The sequence below is a fragment of the Methylobacterium isbiliense genome, from assembly GCF_022179325.1.
Lineage (GTDB): Bacteria > Pseudomonadota > Alphaproteobacteria > Rhizobiales > Beijerinckiaceae > Methylobacterium > Methylobacterium isbiliense.
The window spans coordinates 16,424-42,915 of the sequence record NZ_BPQQ01000045.1; the positions used below are offsets into that span (position 1 = coordinate 16,424).

Here is a 26,492-nt window from a genome sequence, read left to right on the forward strand (position 1 = left end):
TCCGCTACTTCTTGGTCAGGAGCTTGGTGCCGTTCTGGTCGAGCGCCTGCTGGATCTTGCCGGCGAACAGCGAGAGGATGAGCGGCAGGTTCACCTCGACGCGCACCGTATCGGCCGCCACGTCGACGTGCCCGTCGACCTTCTGGTTCAGGGCCTGGACGAGGAACGACAGCCGCTCCCCCTCCCAGGTGGCGTCGGCCATGCGGATGCCGGCCTTCTGGAGCATCTCCTTGGCCTGCCCTATCCCTGCGTCAAGGCGACGGTGGGCTTCCTCCAGACCGAGCTGATGGGGGATCACGACGACCAGCGGCTTCGCCATTTCTTCGCCTCCGTTGTGATCCCGCCGTAATCGCTGGACCGCCGGACGAAAAGCCCGATTCAGCGTGGCGGTTGACGGGAGGCGAACGCCCGAGACCGAGGGCGGGTTTCGGCTCAGTCGATCCGTTCGAGCGCGACGCGGGTCACGCCGCCCATGCCGATCGCCCGGGCGGAGCCGCGGCTGAGATCGATGATGCGCCCGCCCGCGAACGGGCCGCGGTCGTTGATCCGCACCACGATCGAGCGGCCGTTGACCGTGTTGGTGACCCGGACCCGGCTGCCGAACGGCAGGCTGCGGTGGGCGGCCGTGAGGCCGTCGGGGTTGAAGCGCTCGCCGCTCGCGGTGCGGTGACCGACGGCATACCAGGAGGCCTGGCCGTTCTGGGCCTGGGCGGTGGACGCCGCCCCGACACCCATCAGCCCCGCGAGCGCGAGACCGCCCCCCACGCACACAGCCACCGATCGGCGCACAGCAAGCCCGCAGTTCATTCCGCATTCCCTCATGATTGGATCTGCGGCGACCAGTACAGGCCGAACAGGACCAAATTATGACCCAGCCAAGCGCGGCATTCCCGCGCCGCAATCCGGGCAGCGACCGGCCCGCGTCAGGAATGCGGTCGAAAAGTCGTAGCAAATAAACTGTTCTTTAAGATTTCTTGATTGGCCGGGCGAAATCCTGACCTTTTCAGTCTTGCGCGAAGCGGGGCGGCGCCGGGGTGATAGGCAAAAATTGCAGCCCCATTTCGAGACGCACGGCGTTCGGGCGGGCAACCCGCCCTTTACCCTGGCCGGGCCATGGTCGTGCCTGTCAGTTGCGTAACACGGTGTTCGCCATGGCTTCCCCGCGTACCGCGGTCGCCGGCGCCGCCGCCCGGAAACAGGTCTCGCGTACCGGGCGTGCGGCGTCGGCACCACGGATGGGTCTCGTCACCCCCGTCAAGCCTCTTCCCCTCGACGAGGTGCTCCTCGGCGACTGCATCGAGGCGCTGGGCGCCCTGCCGCCGTCGAGCGTCGATCTCGTCTTCGCCGACCCGCCCTACAACCTCCAGCTCGGCGCCGGCTCGCTGCTGCGTCCCGACCAGAGCGCCGTCGATGCGGTCGACGACGAGTGGGACCAGTTCGCCAGCTTCGAGGCCTACGACGCCTTCACCCGCGCCTGGCTCCAGGCCTGCCGCCGGGTGATGAAGCCGAACGCCACGCTCTGGGTGATCGGCTCCTACCACAACATCTTCCGGGTCGGCAGCGCGTTGCAGGATCTTGGTTTCTGGATCCTGAACGATATCGTCTGGCGCAAGGCCAACCCGATGCCGAACTTCCGCGGCAAGCGCTTCACCAACGCGCACGAGACCCTGATCTGGGCCTCCCGCAGCGCCCAGAAGGGCTACACCTTCCATTACGAGGCGCTGAAGGGCGGCAACGACGACCTGCAGATGCGCTCGGACTGGTTCCTGCCGCTCTGCACCGGCGAGGAGCGCCTGAAGGGCGCGGACGGGCGCAAGGTCCACCCGACGCAGAAGCCCGAAGCGCTGCTCGCCCGCACGATCCTGTCGGCCTCCAATCCCGGCGACGTGGTGCTCGATCCCTTCTTCGGCACCGGCACCACCGGGGCGGTGGCCAAGCGCCTCGGCCGCCGCTTCATCGGCATCGAGCGCGAGGCGGCCTATGCGGAGGCGGCGCGCGCGCGCATCGCCGCGGTCGAGCCGCTGTCGACGGCGGCCCTGCTCGCCGCGCCGACGAAGCGCGCCGAGCCGCGGGTGCCGTTCCTCTCCCTGCTCGAAGCGGGGCTGATCGCGGCCGGCACCACGCTCACCGACGAGCGCCGCCGCCACAAGGCGCTGGTGCGGCCGGACGGCACGGTGGGCGTCGGCCCGGCCTGCGGCTCGATCCACAAGATCGGCGCCCTGGTGCAGGGCCTGCCGGCCTGCAACGGCTGGACCTTCTGGCACGTGGAGCGCGCCGGCCGGCTCGTGCCGATCGACGACCTGCGGGCGAGGATCCGCGCCGGGATGGGCTCGGCCGCCTGAGGGACGCCGGCTCGAGGCCGAGGTCTGGACCTTTTCCCGTCCGGGATGCAAAAGCCGGGGCCTTGACCCGCCCCGGTTCGCGCGGCGGGGCGGGCGCCGGCGCGCCCGGGGCTGCGCCGGCGCGACGGCGTCCAGACGAGGAAACCTGCCCGTGACCTGCACCGTCACCGTGCTCGGGGCGACCGGCTCGATCGGGCGCTCCACCGCCGACCTGCTGGACCAGCATCGCGGCCGCTTCCGGGTCGGCGCGGTGGCCGGCGGGCGGGATGCGGCGGCGCTGGCGCGCGTGGCGCGCGACCTCGGCGCCTCCTTCGCGGCGCTCGCCGACCCGGCGGGCGGGCGCGACCTCGCGCAGGCCCTCGCGGGCAGCGGGATCGCCTGCGGCGCCGGCCCCGCGGCGGTGATCGAGGCCGCGACCCGGGACGCCGACCTCGTGGTGGCGGCGGTGAGCGGTGCGGCGGGCCTCGCCCCCACCCATGCGGCCATCCGGCTCGGGCGCACGGTGGCGCTCGCCAACAAGGAGAGCCTCGTCTGCGCGGGCGACGCCTTCATGCGCGACGCCAGGCGCTTCGGCGCCCGCATCCTGCCGATGGATTCCGAGCACAACGCGCTCGCCCAGGCGATCGGCGAGGGCCGGGTCGAGGACATCACCCGCATGACCATCACGGCCTCGGGCGGGCCGTTCCGCACCGCCCCGCGCGAGCGGATCGCGGCGGCGAGCGCCGCGGAGGCCGCCGCGCACCCGACATGGTCGATGGGGATGAAGATCAACATCGATTCCGCCACGCTGATGAACAAGGGCCTCGAACTCGTCGAGGCCCACCACCTCTTCGCCATCGACGCGGGCCGCCTCGACGTGGTGGTCCACCCGCAATCGATCGTGCACGGGCTGGTGACGTGGCGCGACGGGGCGGTCACCGCCGGGCTCGCCATGCCCGACATGCGCGTGCCGATCGCCCATTGCCTCGGCATCGGCGAGCGGCTGAGCATCGCGCGCGGACGCGCCGTCGACCTCGCGGCGACGGGCAGCCTCACCTTCGAGCGCCCGGACGAGGAGCGCTTCCCCTGCCTGCGCATCGCCAGGGCCGCGCTCGCGGCGGGCGGCGCCCAGCCGACCGTGATGAACGCGGCCAACGAGATCGCGGTCGCCGCCTTCATCGCCGGGCGGATCGGCTTCTACGACATCGCCGCCCTGGTGGAGGGCGCCTGCGAGGGCTTCGCGGCCCGCTACCCCGCCGCCCCCGCCGACGTCGAGGAGGCGCTCGCCATCGACGCCGAGGTGCGCCGCTGGAGCGAGGCCCGGCTCGCGGCCTGAGCGGTTAACCGTTCGTGACGGAGATGCGGGACGGCGACCGGCCTGCGCGGCGCCGCCGCGCTCTGGCGTCTGGCCCGAACCCGCCGCCCGCGGTATGAGAAGCGTTCCCAAGGCCGCGAGCGCCGGGGAACGGGAGCCGGCGCGGGACGCCGGAAGGATCGATGGACTTCCTCACTGCGCTGGGCGGCGCGACGACGGGCCTGCTCGGCACGATCGTCACCTTCCTGTTCGTTCTGACCGTCGTGGTGTTCGTGCACGAACTCGGCCACTTCCTGGTCGGGCGCTGGTGCGGCGTCGGGGTGACGAGCTTCTCGATCGGGTTCGGGCCCGAGCTCGTGGGCTTCGACGACCGCCGCGGCACGCGCTGGAAGATCTCCGCCATCCCGCTCGGCGGCTACGTGAAGTTCGTGGGCGACCAGAACGGTGCCAGCGTGCCGGACGCCGCGACCCTCGCGCGCATGAACCCGGCCGAGCGCGCCGTGAGCTTCCACGCCCAGAACGTCTGGAAGCGCATCGCCATCGTGGCGGCGGGGCCGATCGCCAATTTCCTGCTCGCCATCGCGGTCTTCGCCGGCTCGATCTACGCCGTGGGCCGCTACGAGGTGGCGCCGCGGGTCTCGGCCGTGCAGCCGGGCAGCGCCGCCGAGCGCGCCGGCTTCCAGGCCGGGGACGTGGTGCTGTCGATCAACGGCGCCGCGGTGACGAATTTCGGCGACATGCAGCGCACCGTCTCGTCGAGCGGCGGCGAGCCCCTGACCGTGGTGGTGGACCGCGGCGGCGTGCAGAAGACCCTCGAGGCGGTGCCCGACACCGTCCAGGAGAAGACCCCCTTCGGCACCCACCGGCTCGGACGGCTCGGCCTGCAGGGGCCGCGCGACCCGGCCGACGTCAAGCTCGTCCAGTACGGGCTCGGCGACTCGCTGCGCTTCGGCGTGTTCGAGACCTACTACGTGGTCGATCGCACCTTCGACTACCTCGGCAAGCTGATCAGCGGGCGCGAATCCGCCGACCAGCTCTCGGGTCCGATCGGCATCGCGCGGGTGTCGGGTCAGGCCGCCAAGGTCGGGGGTTTTGGCGCAGTGATCGGCCTGATCGCCGTGCTGTCGGTCTCGATCGGCCTCATCAACCTCTTCCCCGTGCCCCTGCTCGACGGCGGGCACCTCCTGTTCTACGGCATCGAGATCCTGCGCGGCCGCCCCTTGAGCGAGCGCGCCCAGGAGATCGGCTTCCGCATCGGGCTCGCCCTGGTGCTGATGCTGATGCTGTTCGCGACCTGGAACGACATCATCCAGATCGGCGCCTCCTGGAACCGCGGCACCTGAGGCCGACCGCCCGAACCTTGTGGAGAATTCGAGCGATCGCGTTGAATCTCTCCCAAGGGTTGGGGCGCTAGAGTCGGACCCTCGACTCCCGGTCCATTGTGGCAGTCCCGTTCTGGGCTTGTGCGAGGCTGGCCTGCTTCAGGCCTTGCTCACCCTGCTGCGCGAAAAGCTCCGGTTGAGCCCGTGACAGGAAGGCCACGTCCCCGCAAAATCCCCTCCTGCTGCCAGCTTGGCGATTGCGTCACCGGGGATTCCCGATAGAAGCGACCCAGGACCAGACGGCCATCGACCTCGCGAGAGGTTCGGCGACCCGCGGGTGCGAACCCGTACCGATAAAAATGAGACGGGCCATTTGATGATGTCGATGACGGGGAAGCGCGCGCGCGTGTCTGCCACAGGCGCCATGATCATGGCGGCCGCGGTGGCGGGCGGCGCCGCACAGGCGCAGCAGGTCGTCGTTCAGGGCAACAGCCGCGTCGACGCCGAGACGGTGCGGTCCTACGTGACCGGCGTGTCGCCCGAAGAGGGGCGGCGCAACCTGATCGCCAGCGGCATGTTCTCGGACGTGCGGGTGGCCCAGAGCGGCGGCCGCACCGTCGTGACGGTGCGCGAGAACAACACGATCAACCGCGTCGTCTTCGAGGGCAACAAGAAGGTCGAGAAGGGCACGCTGGAGAGCGTGGTCGAGGCCCGCTCCCGCGGCGCCTTCAACCCGGCGGTCGTGAACTCCGACATCGAGCGCATCCGCGAGATCTATCGCCGCTCGGGCCGCGGCCTCGCCAAGGTGACCTACCGGGTCGTCGATCTGCCGAACGGCAGCGTCGACATCGTCTACACCATCGACGAGGGCGACAAGACCGGCATCAAGCGGATCCAGTTCGTCGGCAACGAGGCCTATTCCGAGGGACGTCTCAGGGACCTGATGACGTCCACCGAGATGAACCTCCTGAGCTTCATCAAGACCTCGGACGTCTACGATCCCGACCGGATCGCCGCCGACCTCGATCTCGTGCGCCGTTACTACCTGAAGAACGGCTACGCCGACTTCCGGATCGTGTCGGCGGATGCGCGCTTCGACGAGGGCCAGGGTGGCTGGATCATCACCGTCACGGTCGACGAAGGCCGTCAGTACCGCGTCGGCGCGGTGGCGATCGACTCGCGCGTCGGCGGCGTCGACGGCGGGACCCTGCGCGGCGAGATCCGCACCGGCGTCGGCGACGTCTACAACGCCGAGGACGTCGAGAAGACGCTCACCGGCGTCACCACCGAGGTGGCGCGCCGGGGATACCCCTTCGCCCAGGTCCGCCCGACCGGCGAGCGCGACCGCGCCACCGGCACCGTCTCCCTCGGCTTCATCGTCGAGGACGGGCCGCGGGTCTACATCGAGCGCGTGAACATCCGCGGCAACACCCGCACCCGCGACTACGTCGTGCGGCGCGAACTCGATTTCGCCGAGGGCGACGCCTACAACCGCGTCCTCACGGACCGGGCCGAGCGGCGCCTGAACGGCCTCGGCTTCTTCAAGAAGGTCCGGTTCTCCAACGAGCCCGGCTCCGCGCCCGACCGCGTCATCGTCAACATCGACGTCGAGGATCAGCCCACCGGCTCGTTCTCGGTCGCGGGCGGCTACTCGACCGCGGACGGCATCATCGGCGAGGTCTCGGTCTCGGAGTCGAACTTCCTCGGCCGCGGCCAGTACGTGCGCGTGGCGGGCTCCGCCGGCCAGTACACCCGCGGCATCGACTTCTCGTTCACCGAGCCGTACTTCCTCGGCTACCGGCTGGCCGCGGGCTTCGACGTCTTCAACAAGTACAGCGACCTGACGCGCTACTCGCGCTACGTCACCGACGTGGTCGGCGGCCAGCTCCGCCTCGGCCTGCCGATCACCGAGGAGTTCGGCGTCACGCTGCGCTACTCGATCTACAACACCGACCTGAAGATCCCGAACACCCTCAGGCGGCCCTACAACGACTGCTCGTTCCCGCTCGCGGGCTACACGGCGATCAACGCGGCCGGCCAGGCGATCTATCCGAACTGCGCCTATGACGGCGAGGCCTCGATCGCCCTCAAGGATTCGGTCGGCTCGACCCTGACCTCGCTGGCGGGCGTCACCCTCGCCTACTCGACCCTCGACAACCTCGCCCAGCCGCGCAACGGCTTCTACGGCGAGCTGAAGCCGGAATTCGCCGGCATCGGCGGCGACTCGAAGTTCTTCCGCGTCACCACCGAGGCCCGCTACTACAAGGAGATCTGGGAGGACGTCGTCGGCTTCGTGCGGTTCCAGGCCGGCCACGTGCAGCCGACCGAGGGCAACACGCTGCGCATCACCGACCAGTTCTTCCTCGGCCCGTCGCTGGTGCGCGGCTTCGCGCCGAACGGCATCGGCCCGCGCGATGTCGGCTCGGGCGATGCGCGCTCGAACGCGCTCGGCGGCACGACCTATGTCGGCGGCACCCTCGAAGTGCAGTTCCCGATCTGGGGCCTGCCGCGCGACCTCGGCCTGAAGGGCGCGGTCTTCGCCGATGCCGGTACGCTGTTCGGCTACAAGGGCCGGCGCGCCTTCGACGTGAACGGCGACGGCATCATCAACGGCTTCAGCCCGGTCGCAGGCTGCAACTTCAACGCCTTCACGGTGGGCGTGGAGCCCGAATGCGTGAACGTGCGCGACAAGCCCACGCTGCGCTCCTCGGTCGGCGCCTCGATCCTCTGGAACTCGCCGCTCGGCCCGATCCGCTTCGATTACGCCTACGCCCTCACCAAGGACGAGGGCGTGTTCAACGGCCTCGGCCGGGTCGGCAAGGACCAGACGCAGGCCTTCCGCTTCTCGGGCGGCTCGCGCTTCTGAGCCCCGGTCCGGACGGATCGTCCGGACCGGCCTCCCATTCCGGTTGCAGGCCGCCGGTTGCAGGCCGGCGCCCCGCGGGGCGCCGGCTTTTTTCGTTTGTGCCCTCCCCCGCGAGCGGGTAGGCCGGGCGCCCGTCCCGGCGCGGGCGCGGGAGACACCGCGCCCCGGCTTCCCGCGAGCGCGTGCATGTCAGACCCGGTCTTCTTCTCCGCTTCCGGCCCGCTCTCCCTGCGGGAGATCGCCGACCTCGCCGGCGCGGTGCTGCCGGCCGGCCTCGACGGCGAGATCGCGATCCGGGGCGCGGCGCCGCTGGAGAGCGCGGGGCCGGACGATCTCGTCTACATGGACAACGCGAAGTACGGGCAGGCGCTGGAGCGCACCCGCGCCCGGGTCTGCCTCGTCTCGGCCCGCTTCGCCGCGCGGGTGCCGGAGGGCACGCTGGCCCTGGTCTCGCGCGAGCCCTACAGGGGCTTCGCCCGCGTGCTCGCCCGCCTGTTTCCGAGCGCGGCCCGCCCGACCTCGCTGTTCGGCGCCACCGGCGTGTCGCCGGGCTCGTTCGTCCACCCCTCCGCCCGGCTGGAGCCCGGTGTGGTGGTCGACCCCGGCGTGGTGGTGGGGCCGGGCGCGGAGATCGGCGCCGAGACGGTGCTGGCGGCCGGCGCGGTGATCGGCCCGGGCACCCGGATCGGCCGCGGCTGCGCCATCGGACCCGGCGCCTCGGTGCTGCACACCCTTATCGGCAACCGCGTCATCATCCACGGCGGCGCCCGCATCGGCCAGGACGGGTTCGGTTTCGCCATGGGCGCGGCCGGGCACCTCAAGGTGCCGCAGGTCGGGCGCGTCATCATCCAGGACGACGTCGAGATCGGCGCCAACACCACGGTGGACCGGGGCGCCAGCCGCGACACCGTGATCGGCGAGGGCACCAAGATCGACAACCTCGTGCAGATCGCCCACAACGTGGTGATCGGGCGTCATTGCGTGATCGTCGCGCAGGTCGGCATCTCGGGCTCGACCACGCTGGAGGATTACGTGGTCCTCGGCGGGCAGGTGGGCGTCGTCGGCCATCTGCGGATCGGCATGGGCTCGCAGATCGCCGGATCCAGCAACGTGAACAAGGACGTGCCGCCGGGCTCGCGCTGGGGCGGCACGCCGGCCAAGCCCGTCCGCGAGTGGTTCCGCGAGATGACGACGCTCAAGACGCTCGCGGCGCGCGGGCGCGCGCCGGAGGACGATGCCGAGTAGGCAGAGGTTCCCTCAAGCCGCCGCAAAGTCCTTGCATCGACGCGTCCCGACTCGCCAAAGACCAAGCCCGGGGTTCGGCGCTCGCGCCGGCCGGCCCCACCCGCATCCCTTCGGCCCGCAAGGCCGCGCATGGAGCCTGACACGATGACCGAGACGCCCACCGAACTGGGCACCGCCGACATCATGCGGGTGATGGAGCTTTTGCCCCACCGCTACCCGTTCCTGATGGTCGACCGCATCATCGACATCAACGGCGACGAGAGCTGCATCGGCATCAAGAACGTCACGATCAACGAGCCGCAATTCACCGGCCACTTCCCGACGATGCCGGTCTTCCCCGGCGTGCTGCTGGTCGAGGGCATGGCGCAGACCGCGGGGGCCATCTGCTGCGCCCACAAGCTCTCGGCCGACACCAAGCCGAGCCGGGTCTACCTGATGACCATCGACAAGGTGAAGTTCCGCAAGCCGGTGGTGCCGGGCGACGTGGTCGAGTACCACATGCGCAAGATCAGCCACCGCCGCTTCATGTGGTGGTTCCGCGGCGAGGCCAAGGTGGGCGGCACGCTGGTGGCGGAGGCCGAGATCGGCGCCATGCTGGTGACCGAATGAGCGCCGAGCCCGACGCCCCGGCCGAGACACGGATCCATCCGAGCGCCCTCGTCGAGGACGGCGCGGAGCTCGGGCGCGGCGTGACGATCGGCCCGTTCTGCCATGTCGGGCCGCAGGTCAGCCTCGGCGACGGCGTCGACCTCGTGAGCCACGTCGTGGTGGCCGGCGCGACCCGCATCGGCGCGCGCACCCGCATCTTCCCCTTCGCGTCGATCGGCCATCCGCCGCAGGACCTCAAGTACCGGGGCGAGGCCAACCGGCTGACCGTGGGCAGCGACTGCCTGATCCGCGAGGGCGTGACCATGAATCCCGGCACCACGGGCGGCGGCCTAGAGACGGTGGTGGGCGACGGCTGCGCCTTCCTGGCCAACAGCCATGTCGGGCACGATTGCCGGGTCGGGAACCGCGTCGTCTTCTCCAACAACGTCATGCTGGCCGGCCATTGCCAGGTCGGCGACTACGCGATCCTGGGCGGGGGCGCCGCGGTGATCCAGTTCGCCCGCGTCGGCGCGCACGCCTTCGTGGGCGGCCTCTCGGGCCTGGAGAACGACCTGATCCCGTACGGGATGGCGGTGGGCAACCGGGCGCATCTCTCGGGCCTCAACATCATCGGGCTGCAGCGGCGGGGCTTCTCGCGCGAGGACATCCACGCCCTGCGCCGGGCCTACCGCCTGCTCTTCGCGCAGGAGGGCACCCTGATGGAGCGCGTCGAGGACGTGGCGGAGGAGTTCGAGCAGCATCCGATCGTGCAGGAGATCCTCGCCTTCATCCGCGAGGGCGGCAAGCGCTCGGTCTGCATCCCCCGCGAGGCGCCGGGACCGGCCTGAGCGATGGCTGCCGGCACCGTCGCCATCGTGGCCGGGGCGGGGCGGCTGCCGCTCCTCGTCGCCGCCGCCCTGGAGCGGGCCGGGCGGCCGTTCCGCATCCTGGCGATCCGGGGCTTCGCCGATCCGGCGACCCGGCGGCGGGCGCACGCCACCGTGGACCTGCTCGACGTGCGCGGGGCGCTGGCCCGGCTCGACGCCTGGGCGCCCTCCGGGGTCGCGCTGGCGGGAGCGGTCGCCCGCCCGAGCCCCGCGGCGCTGCTCAACACCCTGGCGGCCCTGCGCAACCGCGAGGAGCTGCGCTCGCTCGCCTCGGGCGGGGACGATCACCTGCTGCGGGGCGTCCTCGCGCTCCTCGAAGACCACGGGCACCGCATCCTCGGCGTGCACGAACTCGCCCCCGACCTGATGGCGCCGGCGGGACCGCTCGGGCGGCACGGGCCCGATGCCGCCGCCAGCGCCTCGATCGCCACCGGCCGGGCGCTGCTGGCCAGCCTCGCGCCGCACGATGTCGGGCAGGCCGCCGTGGTGGCCGCCCGCCGCGTGCTGGCGGTCGAAGGGCCGGAGGGGACCGACCGGATGCTGCGGCGCGCCCGCGACCTCGCGCGCCGCCCGCTCGGCTTCGGGCGTCCGCCCGGCGGGCTCGTGCTGGTGAAGCTCGCCAAGGCCGGCCAGGACCTGCGGGTGGATCTCCCGGCGATCGGCCCCCGCACGGTGCGCAACGCCGCCGCGGCCGGCTGCGCGGGCCTCGCGGTCGGGGCCGGCGACACGCTGGTCCTCGACCGGCCCGAGACCGTGGCGCTCGCCGACCGCCTCGGCCTGTTCCTGCACGGGCTGGAGGGCGCCGCGTGAGCCGTCCCTGCCGCATCTGGCTCGTGGCCGGCGAGGAATCCGGCGACCAGCTCGGCGCGAAGCTGATCCGGGCGCTGCGCACGATCACCCCGGAGCCGCTGGACCTCGCGGGCGTCGGCGGCGACGCGATGGCGGCGGAGGGCCTGTCCTCGCTGTTTCCCCTCGAGGACGTGGCGGTGATTGGCTACCTCGCGGTGGCGGCCCGCCTGCGCCTGCTGCTGCGGCGCATCCGCCAGACCGTGGAGGCCTGCGTCGCGGCCCGGCCCGACGTCCTCGTCATCATCGACAGCCCGGGCTTCACCCACGCGGTGGCGAGCCGGGTGCGCAAGCGCCTGCCCGACCTGCCGGTGGTGGATTACGTCAGCCCGAGCGTGTGGGCGTGGCGGCCCTGGCGCGCCAAGACGATGCGCGCCTACATCGACCACGTGCTGGCGCTCCTCCCCTTCGAGCCCGACGCGCACCGCCGCCTCGGCGGACCCGCCTGCACCTATGTCGGCCACCCGCTGATCGAGCGCCTCGCCGAGCTGCGCCCAGACGCCGCGGAGGCGCGGGCGCGCCATGCCGACCAGCCGGTGCTGGCGGTGCTGCCGGGCTCGCGCCGCTCCGAGATCGAGCGCCTGATGCCGGTCTTCGGGGCGACGCTGGGGCGTCTCGGCGCCGAGGGCGCCCGCTTCACCGTGGAGGTGCCGGCGGTGGCCCGCCACCGCGAGCTCGTCGCGCGCCTCGCCGCCGCATGGCCGGTGGCGCCCCGGCTGGTGGACGGCGAGGCTGCCAAGCTCTCGACCTTCCGCCGCGCCCGGGCCGCGCTCGCCGCCTCCGGAACGGTGACGCTCGAACTCGCGCTGGCGGGCGTGCCGATGGTGGTGGCGTATCAGGTGCCGAAGATCGAAGAGATCATCGTGCGCCGGCTGATCCAGGTGCCGACGATCGTGCTGCCCAACCTGATCCTCGGCGAGAATGCGATTCCCGAACTCATCCAGGCCGAGTGCCGGCCGGACCGGCTCGCCGCCGCGCTGGCGCCGCTCCTGCGCGAGGGCGAGGCGCGGGCCGCGCAGGACCGGGCGCTCGCCCGGCTCGACGCCGTCATGCGCCTGCCCGACGGGGACGACCCGAGCCGAAGCGCCGCCCGGATCGTGCTGCAGGCGGCCGGACGTCACAGTTGAGTCAGGTGCCGGCCGGCGCGAGCGCGGTGCTCATGCACCCGATACGCCGGGAGCCTGCAGAAGCGGCTTCCGCCATGCGCAGGCTCACTCCCGCGTCGCCGTATGACCGGCAGGATCGGCGCGACCGACGCTCAGCCGGACCGCGCCTTGAGGTAGGCGAGCATGGTTCCGGCGTCCGAGACCGTGAGGCCGACCCCGGGCGGGTCGTCGCGAAACCCGGGCTCCACGAACAGTTGGCGGATCGTGCCGTCCTCGACATGCATCGCGTAGCGCCAGCTGCGCATCCCCATGCCCTGGCGGCCGCGCTTGACCAGCATGCCCATCTGCCGCGTGAAGTCGCCGTTGCCGTCCGGCAGCATGAACACCTTCGTGATGTCCTTGGAGCGCGCCCACTGATACATCACGAATGCGTCGTTCACCGACAGGCAGACGACTTGGTCGATGCCCAGGGCCGCGAATTCGTCGGCGTGCTGCTCGTAGCCCGGCAGATGCTGGTCCGAGCAGGCGGGCGTGAAGGCGCCCGGCACCGCGAACAGCACGATGGTGCGGCCGCCGAAGATCTCGGCCGAGGTGACGTCCTTCCACTCGAACGGGTTCGGCCCGCCGACCGCCTCGTTCCTGACGCGGGTGTGGAAGGTCACGGCCGGGACGGTGGCTGGTTGCATCGGGGCGACCCTCGCGTGGCGGAAGCGGCGCGCTGCCGGAGGGTGAGCCTAAGCAGACTTGCGTTGGCAAGCCAACGCTTCGTCCGCTTAGGTTCTTGTTTCTTCGCAGATTTTTATCGCAAAACCGGCGACCACTTTTGCGAAATCTGCTTAGTGCCGGGAGCGGACGGCCGCCACGAGAAAGCGGCGCCGATCGAGGAGGCCCGAGCGGAACGGGCGGCACTCACGCGCCGCCCGGCCGGTGATCGTCGTGGCGCCCCGGCGCGTCAGCCGCGCTGCGAGATCGACACGTATTCGCGCTTGGGCGGCCCGACATAGAGCTGGCGCGGGCGGCCGATCTTCTGCGAGGGATCCTCGATCATCTCGGCCCACTGCCCGATCCAGCCCACCGTGCGGGCGAGCGCGAACAGCACCGTGAACATCGAGGTCGGGAAGCCCATCGCCTTGAGGGTGATGCCCGAGTAGAAATCGATGTTCGGATAGAGCTTCTTCTCGACGAAGTACTCGTCCTTGAGGGCGATCTGCTCCAGCTCCACGGCGACGTCGAGCAGCGGATCGTCCTTGATGCCGAGTTCGGCCAGCACCTCGTGGGTGGTCTTGGCCATGATGCGGGCGCGCGGGTCGTAGTTCTTGTAGACCCGGTGGCCGAAGCCCATCAGGCGGAACGGATCGTTCTTGTCCTTGGCCTTGGCGATGTATTCGGGGATGCGCTCGGGCCGGCCGATCTCCTCCAGCATCTTCAGCGCCGCCTCGTTGGCGCCGCCATGGGCCGGCCCCCACAGGCAGGCGATGCCGGCCGCGATGCAGGCGAAGGGATTCGCCCCCGAGGAGCCGGCGAGCCGCACCGTCGAGGTCGAGGCGTTCTGCTCGTGGTCGGCGTGCAGGATGAAGATGCGGTCGAGCGCGCGGGCCAGCACCGGGTTGGCGTGGTACTCCTCGCACGGCACCGCGAAGCACATCCGCAGGAAGTTCGACGTATAGTCGAGGTCGTTCTTCGGATACACGAAGGGCTGACCGATGGAATACTTGTAAGCCATGGCCGCCAGGGTCGGCATCTTGGCGATCATGCGCATGGAGGCGACCATGCGCTGCTTCTCGTCGGTGATGTCCGTCGAGTCGTGATAGAAGGCCGAGAGCGCGCCGACGCAGGCCACCATGATGGCCATCGGGTGCGCGTCGCGGCGGAAGCCCTGAAAGAAGCGGTTCATCTGGTCGTGCACCATGGTGTGGCGCGTGACCCGGTAGTCGAAATCCGCCTTCTGGGCAGCGGTCGGCAGCTCCCCGTAGAGCAGCAGGTAGCAGGTCTCCAGGAAGTCGCCGTGCTCGGCGAGCTGCTCGATCGGGTAGCCGCGGTAGAGGAGGATTCCCTCGTCGCCGTCGATGTAGGTGATCTTGGATTCGCAGGCCGCCGTGGAGGTGAAGCCCGGATCGTAGGTGAACAGGCCCGTCTGGGCGTAGAGCTTGCCGATGTCGAGGACGCTCGGACCGATCGTGCCGTCCTTCTGCGGCAGCTCGATCTGCCGACCGTTCACCGAGAGGGTGCTGTTGCTAAAGCTCATGGGGTTTCGGACCCTTTCATCAACGGAATGAGCCGCGGGACGGGCGCCGGCGGGGTCGGCGCGAGACATGGTCGCGAACCTGGCGGCGGAGGATTGCTGCAGGTGCTCACTCGCCGACCGGGTTAGCGGATCGACGCACCGGCATCAACCGGACCGCCGGAAACGGGTGACAAAATTCAAGTTCTGTTCATATCCCTGTCCAACAGCCCCGGACCCGGTTGGATCCGGCCGCGATTCGCACAGGGGCGGGCAGCCGTCCCGACCGTGGCGGCGCGGCTCGCAACCGCAGCGCGCAGGGTCTTGATGCTGCACCGTTTTCGCCGCAAGAGCGACCGCCGCTCCGGCGCGGTGTGCGTAGCAGGAATCAGGCCGCCTTGGCCTGATCCCGCAGGCGCTCCAGGCTCTCGTCGCGCCCCAGCACCGCCATCACGTCGAACAGCGGCGGCGAGGTCGCCCGGCCGGTGAGCGCCGCCCGCAGGGGCTGGGCCACCTGCCCGAGCTTCACGCTCTCGGCCTCGGCGAACTGCCGCACCGCCTCCTCGGTGGAGGCGGCGCTCCAGTCGGCGAGGGCTTCGAGGCGCGGCAGGACACCCGCCAGCCGGGCGCGGCCCCCGTTGCCGAGGAGCCCGGCCGCGCGCTCGTCGAGGGCGAGCGGGCGCGGCGCGTAGAGGTAGTAGGCGCTGTCGAGGAGTTCGATCAGGGTCTTGGCCCGCTCCTTCAGCCCCGGCATCGCCGCGAGCAGGCGCTGGCGCAGGGCCGGGTCGAGGCGCGGCGGCAGGTTCCGCGCCGCGCCCTGCGTCGGCAGGATCGCCTCGATCGCCGCGACCAGATCCGCATCCGGCGTCGTGCGGATGTAGTGCCCGTTCAGGTTCTCGAGCTTGGCGACGTCGAACCGGGCCGGCGAGCGGCCGATCTGCTTCAGGTCGAAGGCCCGGATCATCTCCTCGGTGGAGAAGATCTCCTGGTCGCCGTGGCTCCAGCCCAGCCGCACGAGGTAGTTGCGCAGGGCCGCCGGCAGGTAGCCGAGGTCGCGATAGGCATCGACCCCGAGGGCGCCGTGGCGCTTCGACAGCTTGGCCCCGTCCGGCCCGTGGATGAGCGGGATGTGCGACAGGCTCGGCACGCGCCAGCCCAGCGCCTCGTAGATCTGGGTCTGGCGGGCGGCGTTGGTGAGGTGGTCGTCGCCGCGGATCACGTGGGTCACGCCCATGTCGTGGTCGTCCACCACCACGGCCAGCATGTAGGTCGGCGTGCCGTCTGAGCGCAGCAGGACGAGGTCGTCGAGATCCTTGTTCTGCCACACGACCCGGCCCTGGACCTCGTCCTCCACCACGGTCTCGCCCTCGGTGGGCGCGCGCAGGCGGATCACCGGCTTGACGCCGGGAGGCGCCTCGCTCGGGTCGCGGTCGCGCCAGCGCCCGTCGTAGCGCAGCGGCCGGCCCTCGCGCCGGGCGGCCTCGCGCATCTCGGCGAGTTCCTCCGGCGTGGCGTAGCAGTGATAGGCCCGCCCCGCGGCGAGCAGGCCCTCGGCCACCTCCCGGTGCCGCGCGGCGCGGGCGAACTGGTAGATCACCTCGCCGTCCCAATCGAGGCCGAGCCAGGACAGGCCGTCGAGGATCGCGTCGATGGCGGCCTGCGTCGAGCGCTCCCGGTCGGTGTCCTCGATGCGCAGCAGCATCCGCCCGCCGTGCCTGCGGGCGTAGAGCCAGTTGAACAGCGCCGTGCGGCCACCGCCGATGTGGAGGAAGCCCGTGGGCGACGGGGCGAAACGCGTGACGACGGAGGACATCGGCGAAGCAGAACCAGTCAGACGAGGATGGGAGTGCGGGCGGGCGGGATGCGCGGTCGACCCGCCGGCCTCGCGTCCTGTAGCATGCGCGCGACCGGCCGTTAAGGAACGCACGGATCCGGAATGGCGCGGGAACAGGCAGGCAGGGGGCTGGCTCTCCGCGGCGCGGTGGCGCTGCCGGCCGGCTGGGCCTCGCCGCAGGACCTCGTGCGCGGCGCGGGCGCCCGGGCGCTGGCCTGCCTCGCCGAGGAGGCCGGGCAGCGCCGGCTGTTTCCCTGGCTCGCCGTGGCCTTCGGGGCCGGCATCCTGGTGTTCTTCGCGGCGGCCGACGGGCTGCCCGCCCTGTGGGCGCCGCTCGGCGCGGCCGGGTTCTGCGGCCTCGCGGCGATCCTCGCCCGCGCCCGGCCGGTCGCGCTCGCGCTCATGCTGGGGCTCGCGGCGGGGTTCCTCGGCTTCGCGGCCGCCGCGATCCGGGTCGCGCAGGTGGCCGCCCCGGTGCTGCCCCGCACCACCATCGCCCCGCTCGCCGGCTTCATCGAATCGCTCGACGAGCGCGAGGAGGGCGCGCGCGTCGTGGTGCGCGTCCATCGCCTCGGCGAGATGCCGGCGGGCGAGCGGCCGGAGCGCGTCCGCGTCTCCCACCGCAAGGCCGACCGCCTGCGCCCGGGCGACTTCATCGAGGCGTGGGCGCGCCTCCTGCCGCCGCCGGAGGCCGCCCGCCCGGGCGGCTACGATTTCGCCCGCGATGCCTATTTCCGCGGCGTCGGCGCCGTGGGGTCGCTGCTGGGGCCGGCGACGGTGGTGCCCCCGCCCGTGCCCCCTCCCCCGGCCCTGCGGCTCTCGGCGGCCATCGACGCGGCGCGCAACGCGCTGACCCGGCGCATCACCGACGCGAACGGGGGCCAGGCCGGCGCGGTGGCGGCCGCCCTCGTCACGGGCAAGCGCGGGCTGATCGAGCCCGACACCAACGAGACCCTGCGGGCGGCGGGCATCTACCACGTGGTCTCGATCTCGGGGCTGCACATGGTGCTGGCGGCCGGGGTGATCTTCTGGCTGGTCCGGGCGCTGCTCGCCCTCGCGCCCGGCCTTGCCCTCGGCTGGCCGATCAAGAAGATCGCCGCCCTCGCGGCGATGGTCGGCGTCACCGCCTACTGCGTCTTCTCGGGCTGGGATCTCGCGGCCGAGCGCTCGCTCGTCATGACGCTCGTGATGCTCGGCGCGATCCTGGTGGACCGCCCGGCGCTCAGCCTGCGCAACCTCGCGCTCGCCGCCCTGGTGGCGCTGGCGCGCGAGCCCGAGGGGCTGCTCGGCCCGAGCTTCCAGATGTCCTTCGCGGCGGTGGCGGGCCTCGTCGCCTGCGCGCGCCTCGTCGACGGCAGCCTGCTGCGGCGGGAGGCGGCGGGTCCCCTCGGGCGGGCCTTCGGCTGGGCGGCCGCCGCCCTTCTCGGCACGCTCGCGACCACCCTGGTCGCGCAGGTCGCCACCGCGCCCTTCGCCACCTACCATTTCCAGACGGTCCAGCCCTTCGGGCTCGTCGGCAACGCCCTCACCCTGCCGCTCGTCTCGGTGGCGGTGATGCCCGCGGCGGTGCTCGGCATCCTGGCCTATCCGTTCGCCCTCGACCGGCCGGTCTGGTGGGCGATGGGGCTTGCGGTGCGCGGCATGCTGGACATCGCGGCCTGGATCCGCGGCTTCGAGCACGCGACGCTGGTGGTGCCGGCCTTCGGGCCGTGGGCGCTGGGGCTGCTGACGCTCGCGCTCCTCCTCCTCACGCTGCCGGCCTCGCGCCTGCGCTGGCTCGGCCTCGGGCCGGCGGTCGCCGGCATCGTGCTGGCGGCCACGCCCCCGCGTCACGACCTCTACGTCGACCGCGAGGGCGCGGGCGCCGCCGTCCGGGGCGCGGACGGGCGGCTCTCGACGCTCGGGCGCCCGCCGCCCTTCGTGCTGGAGCAGTGGCTGAAGGCCGACGGCGACGCGCGCCCCCGCACCGACCCGTCGCTCGCGCGCGGCGAGGCCTGCGACCGCCTCGGCTGCGTGGCGACGGGGCCGGAGGGCCGGCGCGTGGCACTCGTGAAGGACAAGCGGGCCTTCGAGGCCGATTGCGCCCGGGCGGACGTGGTGATCGCCCGGGCCGCCGCCCCGCCGGGCTGCGCGGCGCGGCTGGTGATCGACCGCGCCTTCCTGGCCGCGCACGGCGCCACGCTGGTGCGCTTCACACCCGACGGCTACGCGCTCACGACCGCGCGCCGCCCCGGCGAGCGGCCCGTCTGGCGCCTGCCGCCCCCGGCCGCGGCGCCGGCGCCGGAGGCCGACGAGACGGAACTGGAGCCGTGAGCCCGATCACGGGCGCCCCGGCCCCGCCGCCTCCCAGGCGGTGACGGGCGGGGGCACGGCGCGCGCCGGCAGGTAGGCCTCCTCCAGGCTGCCGTGGACGCCGCAGAACGGGGCCGTCGGCGCCGGGCTGTCGTTGCGGCGCTGTTCGAGCGTCAGCACGCTGCCCGCCTGGCGCAGCCGGAGCGTCCAGCCGTCGGCCCCGTCGTCCTCCTCCGCCGCCGTGTCCCAGGCGACCTCCATCGCCTCCCCGGCCAGGCGCCCCACCCCGACGAAGCCGCAGGTGTAGGATCCGCCGATCGGGTCGTCGCCCCGCGCCCGCACCGTGAAGCGCCCGTCCGCGCGCGGCGCGATGACGATGTCGCCCGCCCCCGAGATCCACGCGCCCGCCCATCCGGTCCGCGGCCCCGCGACGGCGTCGAGCCATTGCCGCCCGCTCCGCAGGTAGACCGGCAGGCGCGCCTCCGGCCGGGCGCGCACCGCCTCGCGGCCGGCCAGGAAGGCGGCATGGGCGCGCCGGAGCCGCTCGGCGAGGGCGGGGTCGGCCCGGACGCGCTCGCGGGCCGCCGCGTAGGCCGCCGCCAGGGCCGCGTCGAGCCGTTCCGCCCCGTCCTCCGTCGCCGGGCCGGCCGGGGCCGCGGGCGGAGCCCCGGCCGAGGCCGGGCGCCCCGCCGGGACGACGGCGGCCGCGAGCAGCAGCGCCAGCAGGTGATGAGGGCGAAGGAGCACGGGTCAGGTCCTCGACGTCGGGCGATCGCGCTGCGAGCCTAGATCCGGCGGATTGCCGGGCCGTGTCGTGCCGCTTGCATCGGGAGGCGCTCGCGCAACACCGTGGTCACGGACCGGACACGAGCCGCGCCGGACGACATTCCGGCGCAATCCGCGCCCGGGCGCCGACCTCGTACGGCAACAGGGCCGTGCGAGACAGGCGGCGCGGCGCCCGGAACGGATCCGGCGCCGTGACCGACCCTGCGACCGGAGGCGTCTCATGATCCGCATCGTGTCGTTCGGCCACGGGGCGCGCCGCACGGCTGCGCTCCTCGGCGCCGCTCTCCTGGCGACCGGCCTGCCGGGGCTCGTCCTCGCCGGGCCGGGCCGCGACGTCCTCGGCCCGGTCGTCGCGCGAGCCGATCCCGAAGGGGCCTGCTATGAGCGGGTCTACGATGCGGCGCATCTCGACCGGCATCGCGGTCAGACGATCGCCGCCGTCACGGTCCGGCTGACCCGGGACTCCATCACCGACCCGGAGGTCGCCGGTTTCCGGATGCTGACCCGCCTCACCCTGCGCAACGCCGAGACGCTCCACAGCCAGGCCGCCTGCTGGTGGGAGGCCGGCGCCAATCTCGGCAACCGGCGCGAGCGGCTGGTCGCCTTCGTCCGACACGACGACGCCACCCGCTGCATGGCCATGGTCGAGCCCAGCAGCGCCGAGGAGGCGGGGGATTACCTCATCGCGTCCGACCCGGCGGGGCGGACCCTGATGATCCAGAACGGCTTCTCGCAGATGCGGGCCGGCCCGGCCGGCGCCCGCGCGATGCGCGACGTCTCGTTCGGGCCGGCCGACGCGACCCTGAAGCTCCACCGCGTCGCGGCGGCGCGCTGCGCCGGCCTCGCGGAGGTGCTGGCGGAGCCGGTCCAAGTCCAGAACCGCTGACCGGCGCCCTCACGCCTCGTCGCGCAGCACGCGCCGGATGATCTTGCCCGTCGTGGTGAGGGGCAGGGCCTGCCGGAACGCGATCTCGCGCGGGTATTCGTGGGCCGAGAGGCGCTGGCGCACGAAATCCTGGATCTCGGCCGCGAGCCCCTCCGAGGCCGCGAAGCCGGGCCGCAGCACCACGAAGGCCTTGACGATCTCGGTGCGCAGCGGGTCGGGCTTGCCCACCGCCGCGGCGAGCGCCACCGCCGGGTGGCGCAGCAGGCAATCCTCGATCTCGCCGGGGCCGATGCGGTAGCCCGACGAGGTGATGACGTCGTCGTCGCGACCGACGAAATGAACGTAGCCGTCTGGGTCCACGCGCCCCTGGTCGCCCGTGGTCATCCACTCGCCCAGGAACTTCGCCGCGGTCGCCGCGGGATCCTGCCAGTAGCCGAGGAACATCACCGGATCGGGCCGCGCCACCGCGATCTGGCCGATCTCGCCGGGATCGGCCGGGGTGCCGTCCGGGCGGATCACCGCCGCGCGGTGTCCCGGCACCGGCCTGCCGGTCGAGCCCGCCCGCGCGACGCCGAGCGCCGCGCAGGAGGCCAGCACCAGGTTGCACTCGGTCTGCCCATAGGCCTCGTTGACGGTGAGGCCCAGCGCCTCGCGCGCCCAGGCGAAGGTCTCCGGCCCCAGCATCTCGCCCGCGGAGGCCAGCGTGCGCAGCGGCGCGAGGGCGAAGCGGTCGCGCGGGCGCTCCACCGTGCGCAGCATCCTGAGCGCCGTGGGCGGCACGAAGGCGTTGGCGACCCGCAGGTCCGCCATCAGCCGCAGCGCCTCCTCGGGATCGAATTTCTCGTATCGTCGCGCCACCACCGCCACCCCGTGGTGCAGGCTCGGCAGCAGCGCGTTGAGCAGCCCCCCGGCCCAGGCCCAGTCGGCGGGCGTCCACATCCGGTCCCCGGGCTTGGGCAGGGACGCGGGCAGGAACTCGTGCATCATGGCGAAGCCCGGCAGGTGGCCGAGCAGCACCCGGTGGCCGTGAAGCGCGCCCTTCGGCGGCCCCGTCGTGCCGGATGTGTAGATCATCAGCGCCGGATCGTCGGCCGCAGTGTCGACGGGCGCGAACTCGGGCGAGGCTGCCTCCAGGAGTTGCCGGAAGCCGAGCGCCCCCTCCTCCGGCCCGTCGACCGAGACGCGCAGTGTCAGATCGGGCAGCGCGTCGCGGATGAGGGCGAGCTTGGCGAGCCCGCCCGCCTGCGTGACGACGGCCCGGGCGCCCGCATGGGCGAGGCGATGCACGAGAGCGTCCGGCCCGAACACCACCGCGAGCGGCAGCGCCACCGCGCCGAGCTTGTAGACGGCGAGGTGCGCGACCACCACGGCGGGAGATTGCGGCAGCAGCACCGCGACCCGGTCGCCCCGCCGCACGCCCTGCGCCCGCAGCGCGTTGGCGAACCGGTTCGAGGCGTCGCGGAGAGCCGCGAAGCTCCAGGTCTCGACACGGCCGTCCGGCGCGACGTCGAGGAGGGCCGGCCGCTGCGGATCAGCCGCGGCCCAGCGGTCGCAGACGTCGACCGCGATGTTGTAGCGCGCCGGAATCCGCCAGCGGAAATCGCCGACGAGGCGGTCGTAGCCGGAAACGCTCACGCCTCGCGCGGCGGGAACCCGCCCTCGTGGCTGAAGTCGGTGATCGGGCGGCGGCCGTTCGGGGTCTCGCGGGCGCGCTGCTCTTCGGTCAGCGTCGCCGGATCGGCCCGACGCCCGACCGCGAAGGCGGCCTCGACGCGGTGATGCGGCGGCAGGTTGAGGACGCCCGGCGCGCGCTCCTTGTCGAAGCCGGTCATGCCGTGGGCGTGCCAGCCCATCCGGATCGCCTGGAGCTGGAACAGGGCCGAGGCGGTGCCGGTGTCGAAGGAGGCGCTCCACGAGGGCTGCAGGCCGTCCTTGGTGTTCATCATCCCGTTCGAGACCAGGAACAGCAGGGCGGCGGTGTCCTTCACCCATTTCTGGTTGCCGGGCACGAGCAGGCCGAACAGCGCGTCCCAGTGCGGCGTGTCGCGCCGGGCCCAGATGAAGCGCCAGGGCTGGGAATTGTAGGAGGAGGGCGCCCAGCGCGCCGCCTCGATCATCGTGAACAGGTCGGCCTCGCTGATCGGCTCGCCCGTGAAGGCGCGCGGCGACCAGCGCTCGAGGAAGAGCGGGTCGATCGGGTAATCGGCTGTGCGCGAAGGGCCTGACGTCACTGTACGTCTCCGGAACGGACCAGCGTTCCTGCCAGCCCGGGCCGCCGATGTCACGCCCGCCGTCAGAGCGGCAGGATGCCGTCGCTCTTCACCTCCTCCATCACCGCATAGGTGCGCGTCTCGGTGACGCCGGGCAGCGAGAGCAGCACCTCGCCGAGGAAGCGGCGGTAGGCCGGCATGTCGGCGACCCGGGTCTTGACCAGATAGTCGAACCCGCCCGCCACCATATGGCATTCCAGCACCTCCGGCGCCCGGCGCACCGCCGCCGCGAAGCGCGCGAAGATGTCGGGCGTGGTCTTGTCGAGGGAGACCTCCACGAAGACGAGGAGGCCGAGGCCCAGCCGGTGCGGGTCGAGCCGCGCCCCGAACCCCGCGATGATCCCCTCCTTCTGGAGGCGGCGCAGGCGCTCGCCCGTGGCGGTCGGCGACAGGCCGACCCGCTCCGCCAGTTCCACGGTCGCGATGCGTCCCTCGCGCTGCAGCACGCCGAGGATGGCGCGGTCGAGGCGGTCGAGCTGATCCGTCATTGTTGCTGCCATCCGGCTATTTCGCCGCCGATCCGGCGGCTATATGAGCAATATTGCCATCGAACGGCGGCGTCACTGCGGCTAGGGTGTGGATCGAACCGAACCGCAGAGTCGCACCCGATGTCCGCCCCGCTTCCCCGCTTCGTGAGCCCCTACGCCCCCGACGACGCCGATCTCGCCCGCCGCTTCCTGTCCGGTGCCGCCCTCGGCCCGGAGCGGGAGGCGCGGGTGGACGCGCTGGCCCGCGATCTCGTCGCGGCGATCCGGACGGAGAACGGCCGCCTCGGCGGCGTCGAGGCGCTGCTGCGGGAGTATTCGCTCTCCACCAAGGAGGGCCTCGCCCTGATGGTGCTGGCGGAGGCGCTGCTGCGGGTGCCGGACGCCGCCACCGCCGACCGGCTGATCGAGGACAAGCTGCGCGGCGGCGGCTTCGAGCAGCACGCCACGCGCTCGGACGCCCTGCTGGTCCACGCCTCGGCCTGGGCGCTCGGGCTGTCGGCCCGCATCATCGATCCGGGCGAGACGCCGGAGAGCGTGCTGCACGGCCTCGCCCGGCGGCTCGGCCAGCCGGCGGTGCGGCAGGCGGCGCGGCAGGCCATGCGGGTGATGGGCAACCACTTCGTGCTCGGCGAGACGATCGGGGCGGCGCTGCGGCGGGCGGGCAGCGGCCAGGGCCGGCTGTTCCGCTACTCCTTCGACATGCTCGGCGAGGGCGCCCGCACCGCCGAGGATGCCCGCGCCTACGCCGAGGCCTATGCGGGAGCGATCGAGGCGATCGGCCGGGCCGCCGGCAACGCCGCCCTGCCGGACCGGCCGGGCATCTCGGTGAAGCTCTCGGCCCTTCATCCGCGCTACGAGGCGATGAGCGCCGGACGGGTCATGGCCGAACTCGTGCCCGTGCTGCTCGCCCTGGCCCAGGCGGCGCGCCGCCACGACCTCAACTTCACGGTGGATGCCGAGGAGGCCGACCGGCTCGAACTCTCCCTCGACGTGATCGCGTCGGTGCTCGCCGATCCCTCGCTCGCGGGCTGGGACGGGTTCGGCCTCGCGGTGCAGGCCTACCAGAAGCGCTGCCTGCCGGTGATCGACCACGTGGCGGATCTGGCCCGGCGCCTCGACCGGCGCCTGATGGTGCGCCTCGTCAAGGGCGCCTACTGGGACACCGAGGTGAAGCGCGCCCAGGAGCGCGGGCTCGCCGACTTCCCGGTCTTCACCCGCAAGAGCATGACCGACCTCAGCTACGCGGCGGCGGCCGAGCGGCTGCTCGCGCACCGTCCCCTGCTCTTCCCGCAATTCGCCACCCACAACGCGCTGACGGTGGCGGGCATCGTCGAGCGCGCGGGTCCGGGCGCGGGCTCCTACGAGTTCCAGCGCCTGCACGGGATGGGGGACGCGCTCTACGAGCGGCTGCTCGCCGCGGTGCCGGGCACCGCCTGCCGCACCTACGCGCCGGTGGGCGGCCACCGCGATCTCCTCGCCTACCTCGTGCGGCGCCTGCTCGAGAACGGCGCCAACTCCTCGTTCGTCTCGCAGGCGGCCGATCCGGCGGTCCCGGTCGAGACGCTGCTGCGGCGCCCGGCCGAGACCGTGGGCGCGCCGGAGCGGGCGCGCCACCCGACGCTGTGCCGCCCGCGCGATCTCTTCGCGCCCGACCGCCTGAACTCGGCCGGGATCGAGTTCGGCGAGCGCGCCGCGCTGGAGCGCCTGCTCGCCGAGGTGCGGGGAGCGGCAGGCCCCGCCGAGGCCGCCTCCCTCATCGACGGCACGCCGCAGGCCGGCGCGGCGCGCGCCGTCACGAGCCCGTTCGATGAGGGGCTCGTGGTCGGCACCGTGGCGGAAGCGTCGCCGGAGAGTGCGGACCGCGCCGTCGCGGCGTCTCTCCGGGGCTTTCGCGCCTGGAGCCGCACGCCGGCGGCGCAGAGGGCCGCCGCCCTGGAGCGGGCCGCCGCCGCGATGGAGGCCGCGCGCGGGCGCCTCATCCACCTCCTGCAGGCCGAGGCCGGCAAGACGCTGGACGATGCGCAGGCCGAGCTGCGCGAGGCGGTGGATTTCTGCCGCTACTACGCGGCGGAGGGCCGCCGGCTGTTCGGCGCGGATCTCGGGCTGCCCGGGCCGAGCGGCGAGAGCAACCGCCTCTCCTTGCGCGGGCGCGGCGTGGTCGTGGCGATCTCGCCCTGGAACTTCCCGCTGGCGATCTTCGTCGGTCAGGTCGCGGCCGCGCTGATGGCCGGCAATGCCGTGGTGGCCAAGCCGGCCGAGCAGACGCCGCTGATCGCCGCGGAGGCGGTGCGCCTCCTGCACCGCGCCGGCATCCCGCCGGCCGCGCTCCAGCTCGTGCCGGGCGATGGCGCGGTGGGCGCGCGGCTCGTGGCGCATCCGCGCATCGCCGGCGTCGCCTTCACGGGCTCGACCGAGGTCGCGCGCGCCATCAACCGGGCGCTCGCCGCCAAGGACGGGCCGATCGTGCCGCTGGTGGCCGAGACCGGCGGCATCAACGCCATGCTGGTCGACGCGACCGCGCTCCCCGAGCAGGTGGCCGACGACGTCGTGACCTCCGCCTTCCGCTCCGCGGGCCAGCGCTGCTCGGCCCTGCGCCTCCTCCTCGTGCAGGAGGACGTGGCCGACCGCATGATCCGGATGATCGCGGGCGCCGCGCGCGAGCTGCGGCTCGGCGACCCGCGCGACCCGGCGGTGCAGGTCGGGCCGGTGATCGACGGGGAGGCCAAGGCCCGCCTCGACGCGCATGCCGCGGCGATGGGCCGGGAGGCGCGTGCGCACCTCGTCGGCGAGGCGCCCGCGCGCGGCAGCTTCGTCGCCCCGCAGATCTACGAGATCGCCGGGCCGGAGGCGCTGCGCGAGGAGGTGTTCGGCCCGATCCTGCACGTGGCCCGCTACGCCGCCGCCGACCTCGACCGGGTGCTCGACGCCCTGGAGGCGACCGGCTACGGTCTGACGCTGGGCCTCCACTCGCGCATCGACGCCACCGTCGCGCGGGTGACGGACCGGCTCTCCACCGGCAATGTCTACGTCAACCGCAACATGATCGGGGCGGTGGTGGGCGTGCAGCCCTTCGGCGGCAACGGCCTGTCGGGCACCGGCCCGAAGGCCGGCGGTCCGCACTACCTGCCGCGCTTCGCCACCGAGCAGACCGTGACGGTCAACACCGCGGCGGCCGGCGGCGACGCGGCGCTCCTGGCGATGGAGGGGTGAGCGGCCCCC

General features: G+C 72.7%; 21 protein-coding genes. 12 read left to right on the top strand and 9 right to left on the bottom strand.

The features are described 5' to 3' along the window. Window positions 1–4: 4 nt before the first annotated feature. Window positions 5–319 (bottom strand): polyhydroxyalkanoic acid system family protein, encoded by a 315-nt coding sequence (locus MFF61_RS19595; protein ID WP_238237233.1) that lies wholly within the window; start codon window positions 317–319, stop codon window positions 5–7. Window positions 320–432: 113 nt separating this feature from the next. After that, the gene (locus MFF61_RS19600) at window positions 433–807 is read right to left on the bottom strand and encodes a septal ring lytic transglycosylase RlpA family protein (protein ID WP_373324767.1); all 375 of its coding nucleotides are present in this window, start codon (window positions 805–807) and stop codon (window positions 433–435) included. A gap of 344 nt (window positions 808–1,151) precedes the next feature. On the opposite strand from MFF61_RS19600, the gene MFF61_RS19605 reads away from it, so the two are divergent. From MFF61_RS19605 to lpxB, 9 genes are all read left to right on the top strand, one after another. Then, window positions 1,152–2,342, top strand: a complete 1,191-nt coding sequence (locus MFF61_RS19605) for a site-specific DNA-methyltransferase (protein ID WP_283206015.1) — start codon at window positions 1,152–1,154, stop codon at window positions 2,340–2,342. Between the two features lie 151 nt (window positions 2,343–2,493). Next, complete coding sequence (dxr, locus tag MFF61_RS19610; protein WP_238237235.1) at window positions 2,494–3,657, top strand: 1-deoxy-D-xylulose-5-phosphate reductoisomerase; 1,164 nt, start codon at window positions 2,494–2,496, stop codon at window positions 3,655–3,657. Between the two features lie 161 nt (window positions 3,658–3,818). Then, a complete protein-coding gene (gene rseP / locus MFF61_RS19615) occupies window positions 3,819–4,979 on the top strand; it encodes an RIP metalloprotease RseP (protein ID WP_238237240.1) in 1,161 nt (386 codons plus the stop codon). Window positions 4,980–5,334: 355 nt separating this feature from the next. After that, window positions 5,335–7,824, top strand: a complete 2,490-nt coding sequence (bamA, locus tag MFF61_RS19620; protein WP_238237241.1) for an outer membrane protein assembly factor BamA — start codon at window positions 5,335–5,337, stop codon at window positions 7,822–7,824. 186 nt (window positions 7,825–8,010) lie between these two features. Continuing rightward, the gene (gene lpxD, locus MFF61_RS19625; RefSeq protein ID WP_238237243.1) at window positions 8,011–9,069 is read left to right on the top strand and encodes a UDP-3-O-(3-hydroxymyristoyl)glucosamine N-acyltransferase; all 1,059 of its coding nucleotides are present in this window, start codon (window positions 8,011–8,013) and stop codon (window positions 9,067–9,069) included. Between the two features lie 144 nt (window positions 9,070–9,213). Continuing rightward, window positions 9,214–9,678: a 3-hydroxyacyl-ACP dehydratase FabZ gene (fabZ, locus tag MFF61_RS19630; protein WP_238237246.1), complete on the top strand. Its 465-nt coding sequence runs from the start codon at window positions 9,214–9,216 to the stop codon at window positions 9,676–9,678. After that, window positions 9,675–10,505 (top strand): acyl-ACP--UDP-N-acetylglucosamine O-acyltransferase, encoded by an 831-nt coding sequence (gene lpxA, locus MFF61_RS19635; protein ID WP_238237249.1) that lies wholly within the window; start codon window positions 9,675–9,677, stop codon window positions 10,503–10,505. Before fabZ ends, lpxA begins: the two co-directional genes overlap by 4 nt. A gap of 3 nt (window positions 10,506–10,508) precedes the next feature. Beyond that, window positions 10,509–11,354 carry an LpxI family protein gene (locus MFF61_RS19640; protein ID WP_238237250.1) on the top strand — a complete coding sequence of 282 codons (846 nt, stop codon included), beginning with the start codon at window positions 10,509–10,511 and terminating at the stop codon, window positions 11,352–11,354. Next, window positions 11,351–12,517, top strand: a complete 1,167-nt coding sequence (lpxB, locus tag MFF61_RS19645) for a lipid-A-disaccharide synthase (protein ID WP_238237252.1) — start codon at window positions 11,351–11,353, stop codon at window positions 12,515–12,517. The genes MFF61_RS19640 and lpxB overlap by 4 nt, the downstream gene beginning before the upstream one ends. Before the next feature lie 131 nt (window positions 12,518–12,648). Here the strand turns inward: lpxB and MFF61_RS19650 are convergent, their stop codons facing one another. The 3 genes from MFF61_RS19650 to gltX all read right to left on the bottom strand — a co-directional run bounded on the left by MFF61_RS19650 (window position 12,649) and on the right by gltX (window position 16,530). Beyond that, complete coding sequence (locus MFF61_RS19650) at window positions 12,649–13,182, bottom strand: peroxiredoxin (protein WP_238237253.1); 534 nt, start codon at window positions 13,180–13,182, stop codon at window positions 12,649–12,651. 266 nt (window positions 13,183–13,448) lie between these two features. After that, window positions 13,449–14,741, bottom strand: a complete 1,293-nt coding sequence (gltA, locus tag MFF61_RS19655) for a citrate synthase (RefSeq protein WP_238237255.1) — start codon at window positions 14,739–14,741, stop codon at window positions 13,449–13,451. A gap of 364 nt (window positions 14,742–15,105) precedes the next feature. Then, on the bottom strand, window positions 15,106–16,530 hold the full coding sequence (gene gltX / locus MFF61_RS19660; protein WP_238237257.1) for a glutamate--tRNA ligase: 1,425 nt from the start codon (window positions 16,528–16,530) through the stop codon (window positions 15,106–15,108). Window positions 16,531–16,653: 123 nt separating this feature from the next. Here gltX and MFF61_RS19665 point away from each other — a divergent pair, with 123 nt between their 5' ends. Continuing rightward, window positions 16,654–18,864 carry a ComEC/Rec2 family competence protein gene (locus MFF61_RS19665; protein ID WP_238237259.1) on the top strand — a complete coding sequence of 737 codons (2,211 nt, stop codon included), beginning with the start codon at window positions 16,654–16,656 and terminating at the stop codon, window positions 18,862–18,864. Window positions 18,865–18,870: 6 nt separating this feature from the next. On the opposite strand, the gene MFF61_RS19670 is transcribed toward MFF61_RS19665, so the two are convergent. Further along, a complete protein-coding gene (locus MFF61_RS19670; RefSeq protein WP_238237261.1) occupies window positions 18,871–19,590 on the bottom strand; it encodes a hypothetical protein in 720 nt (239 codons plus the stop codon). A 259-nt stretch (window positions 19,591–19,849) separates the two neighbouring features. Here MFF61_RS19670 and MFF61_RS19675 point away from each other — a divergent pair, with 259 nt between their 5' ends. Then, a complete protein-coding gene (locus MFF61_RS19675) occupies window positions 19,850–20,515 on the top strand; it encodes a hypothetical protein (RefSeq protein WP_238237264.1) in 666 nt (221 codons plus the stop codon). Between the two features lie 9 nt (window positions 20,516–20,524). On the opposite strand, the gene MFF61_RS19680 is transcribed toward MFF61_RS19675, so the two are convergent. The 3 genes from MFF61_RS19680 to MFF61_RS19690 form a co-directional block, all read right to left on the bottom strand. Then, window positions 20,525–22,150, bottom strand: a complete 1,626-nt coding sequence (locus MFF61_RS19680) for an AMP-binding protein (protein WP_238237266.1) — start codon at window positions 22,148–22,150, stop codon at window positions 20,525–20,527. After that, window positions 22,147–22,746: a nitroreductase family protein gene (locus MFF61_RS19685; RefSeq protein WP_238237267.1), complete on the bottom strand. Its 600-nt coding sequence runs from the start codon at window positions 22,744–22,746 to the stop codon at window positions 22,147–22,149. Before MFF61_RS19685 ends, MFF61_RS19680 begins: the two co-directional genes overlap by 4 nt. 62 nt (window positions 22,747–22,808) lie before the next feature. Then, the gene (locus tag MFF61_RS19690) at window positions 22,809–23,273 is read right to left on the bottom strand and encodes an Lrp/AsnC ligand binding domain-containing protein (protein ID WP_238237268.1); all 465 of its coding nucleotides are present in this window, start codon (window positions 23,271–23,273) and stop codon (window positions 22,809–22,811) included. A 120-nt stretch (window positions 23,274–23,393) separates the two neighbouring features. On the opposite strand from MFF61_RS19690, the gene putA reads away from it, so the two are divergent. Next, entirely contained in the window at window positions 23,394–26,483 is a 3,090-nt protein-coding gene (gene putA / locus MFF61_RS19695) for a bifunctional proline dehydrogenase/L-glutamate gamma-semialdehyde dehydrogenase PutA (protein WP_238237269.1), read from the top strand. Window positions 26,484–26,492 lie beyond the last annotated feature (9 nt).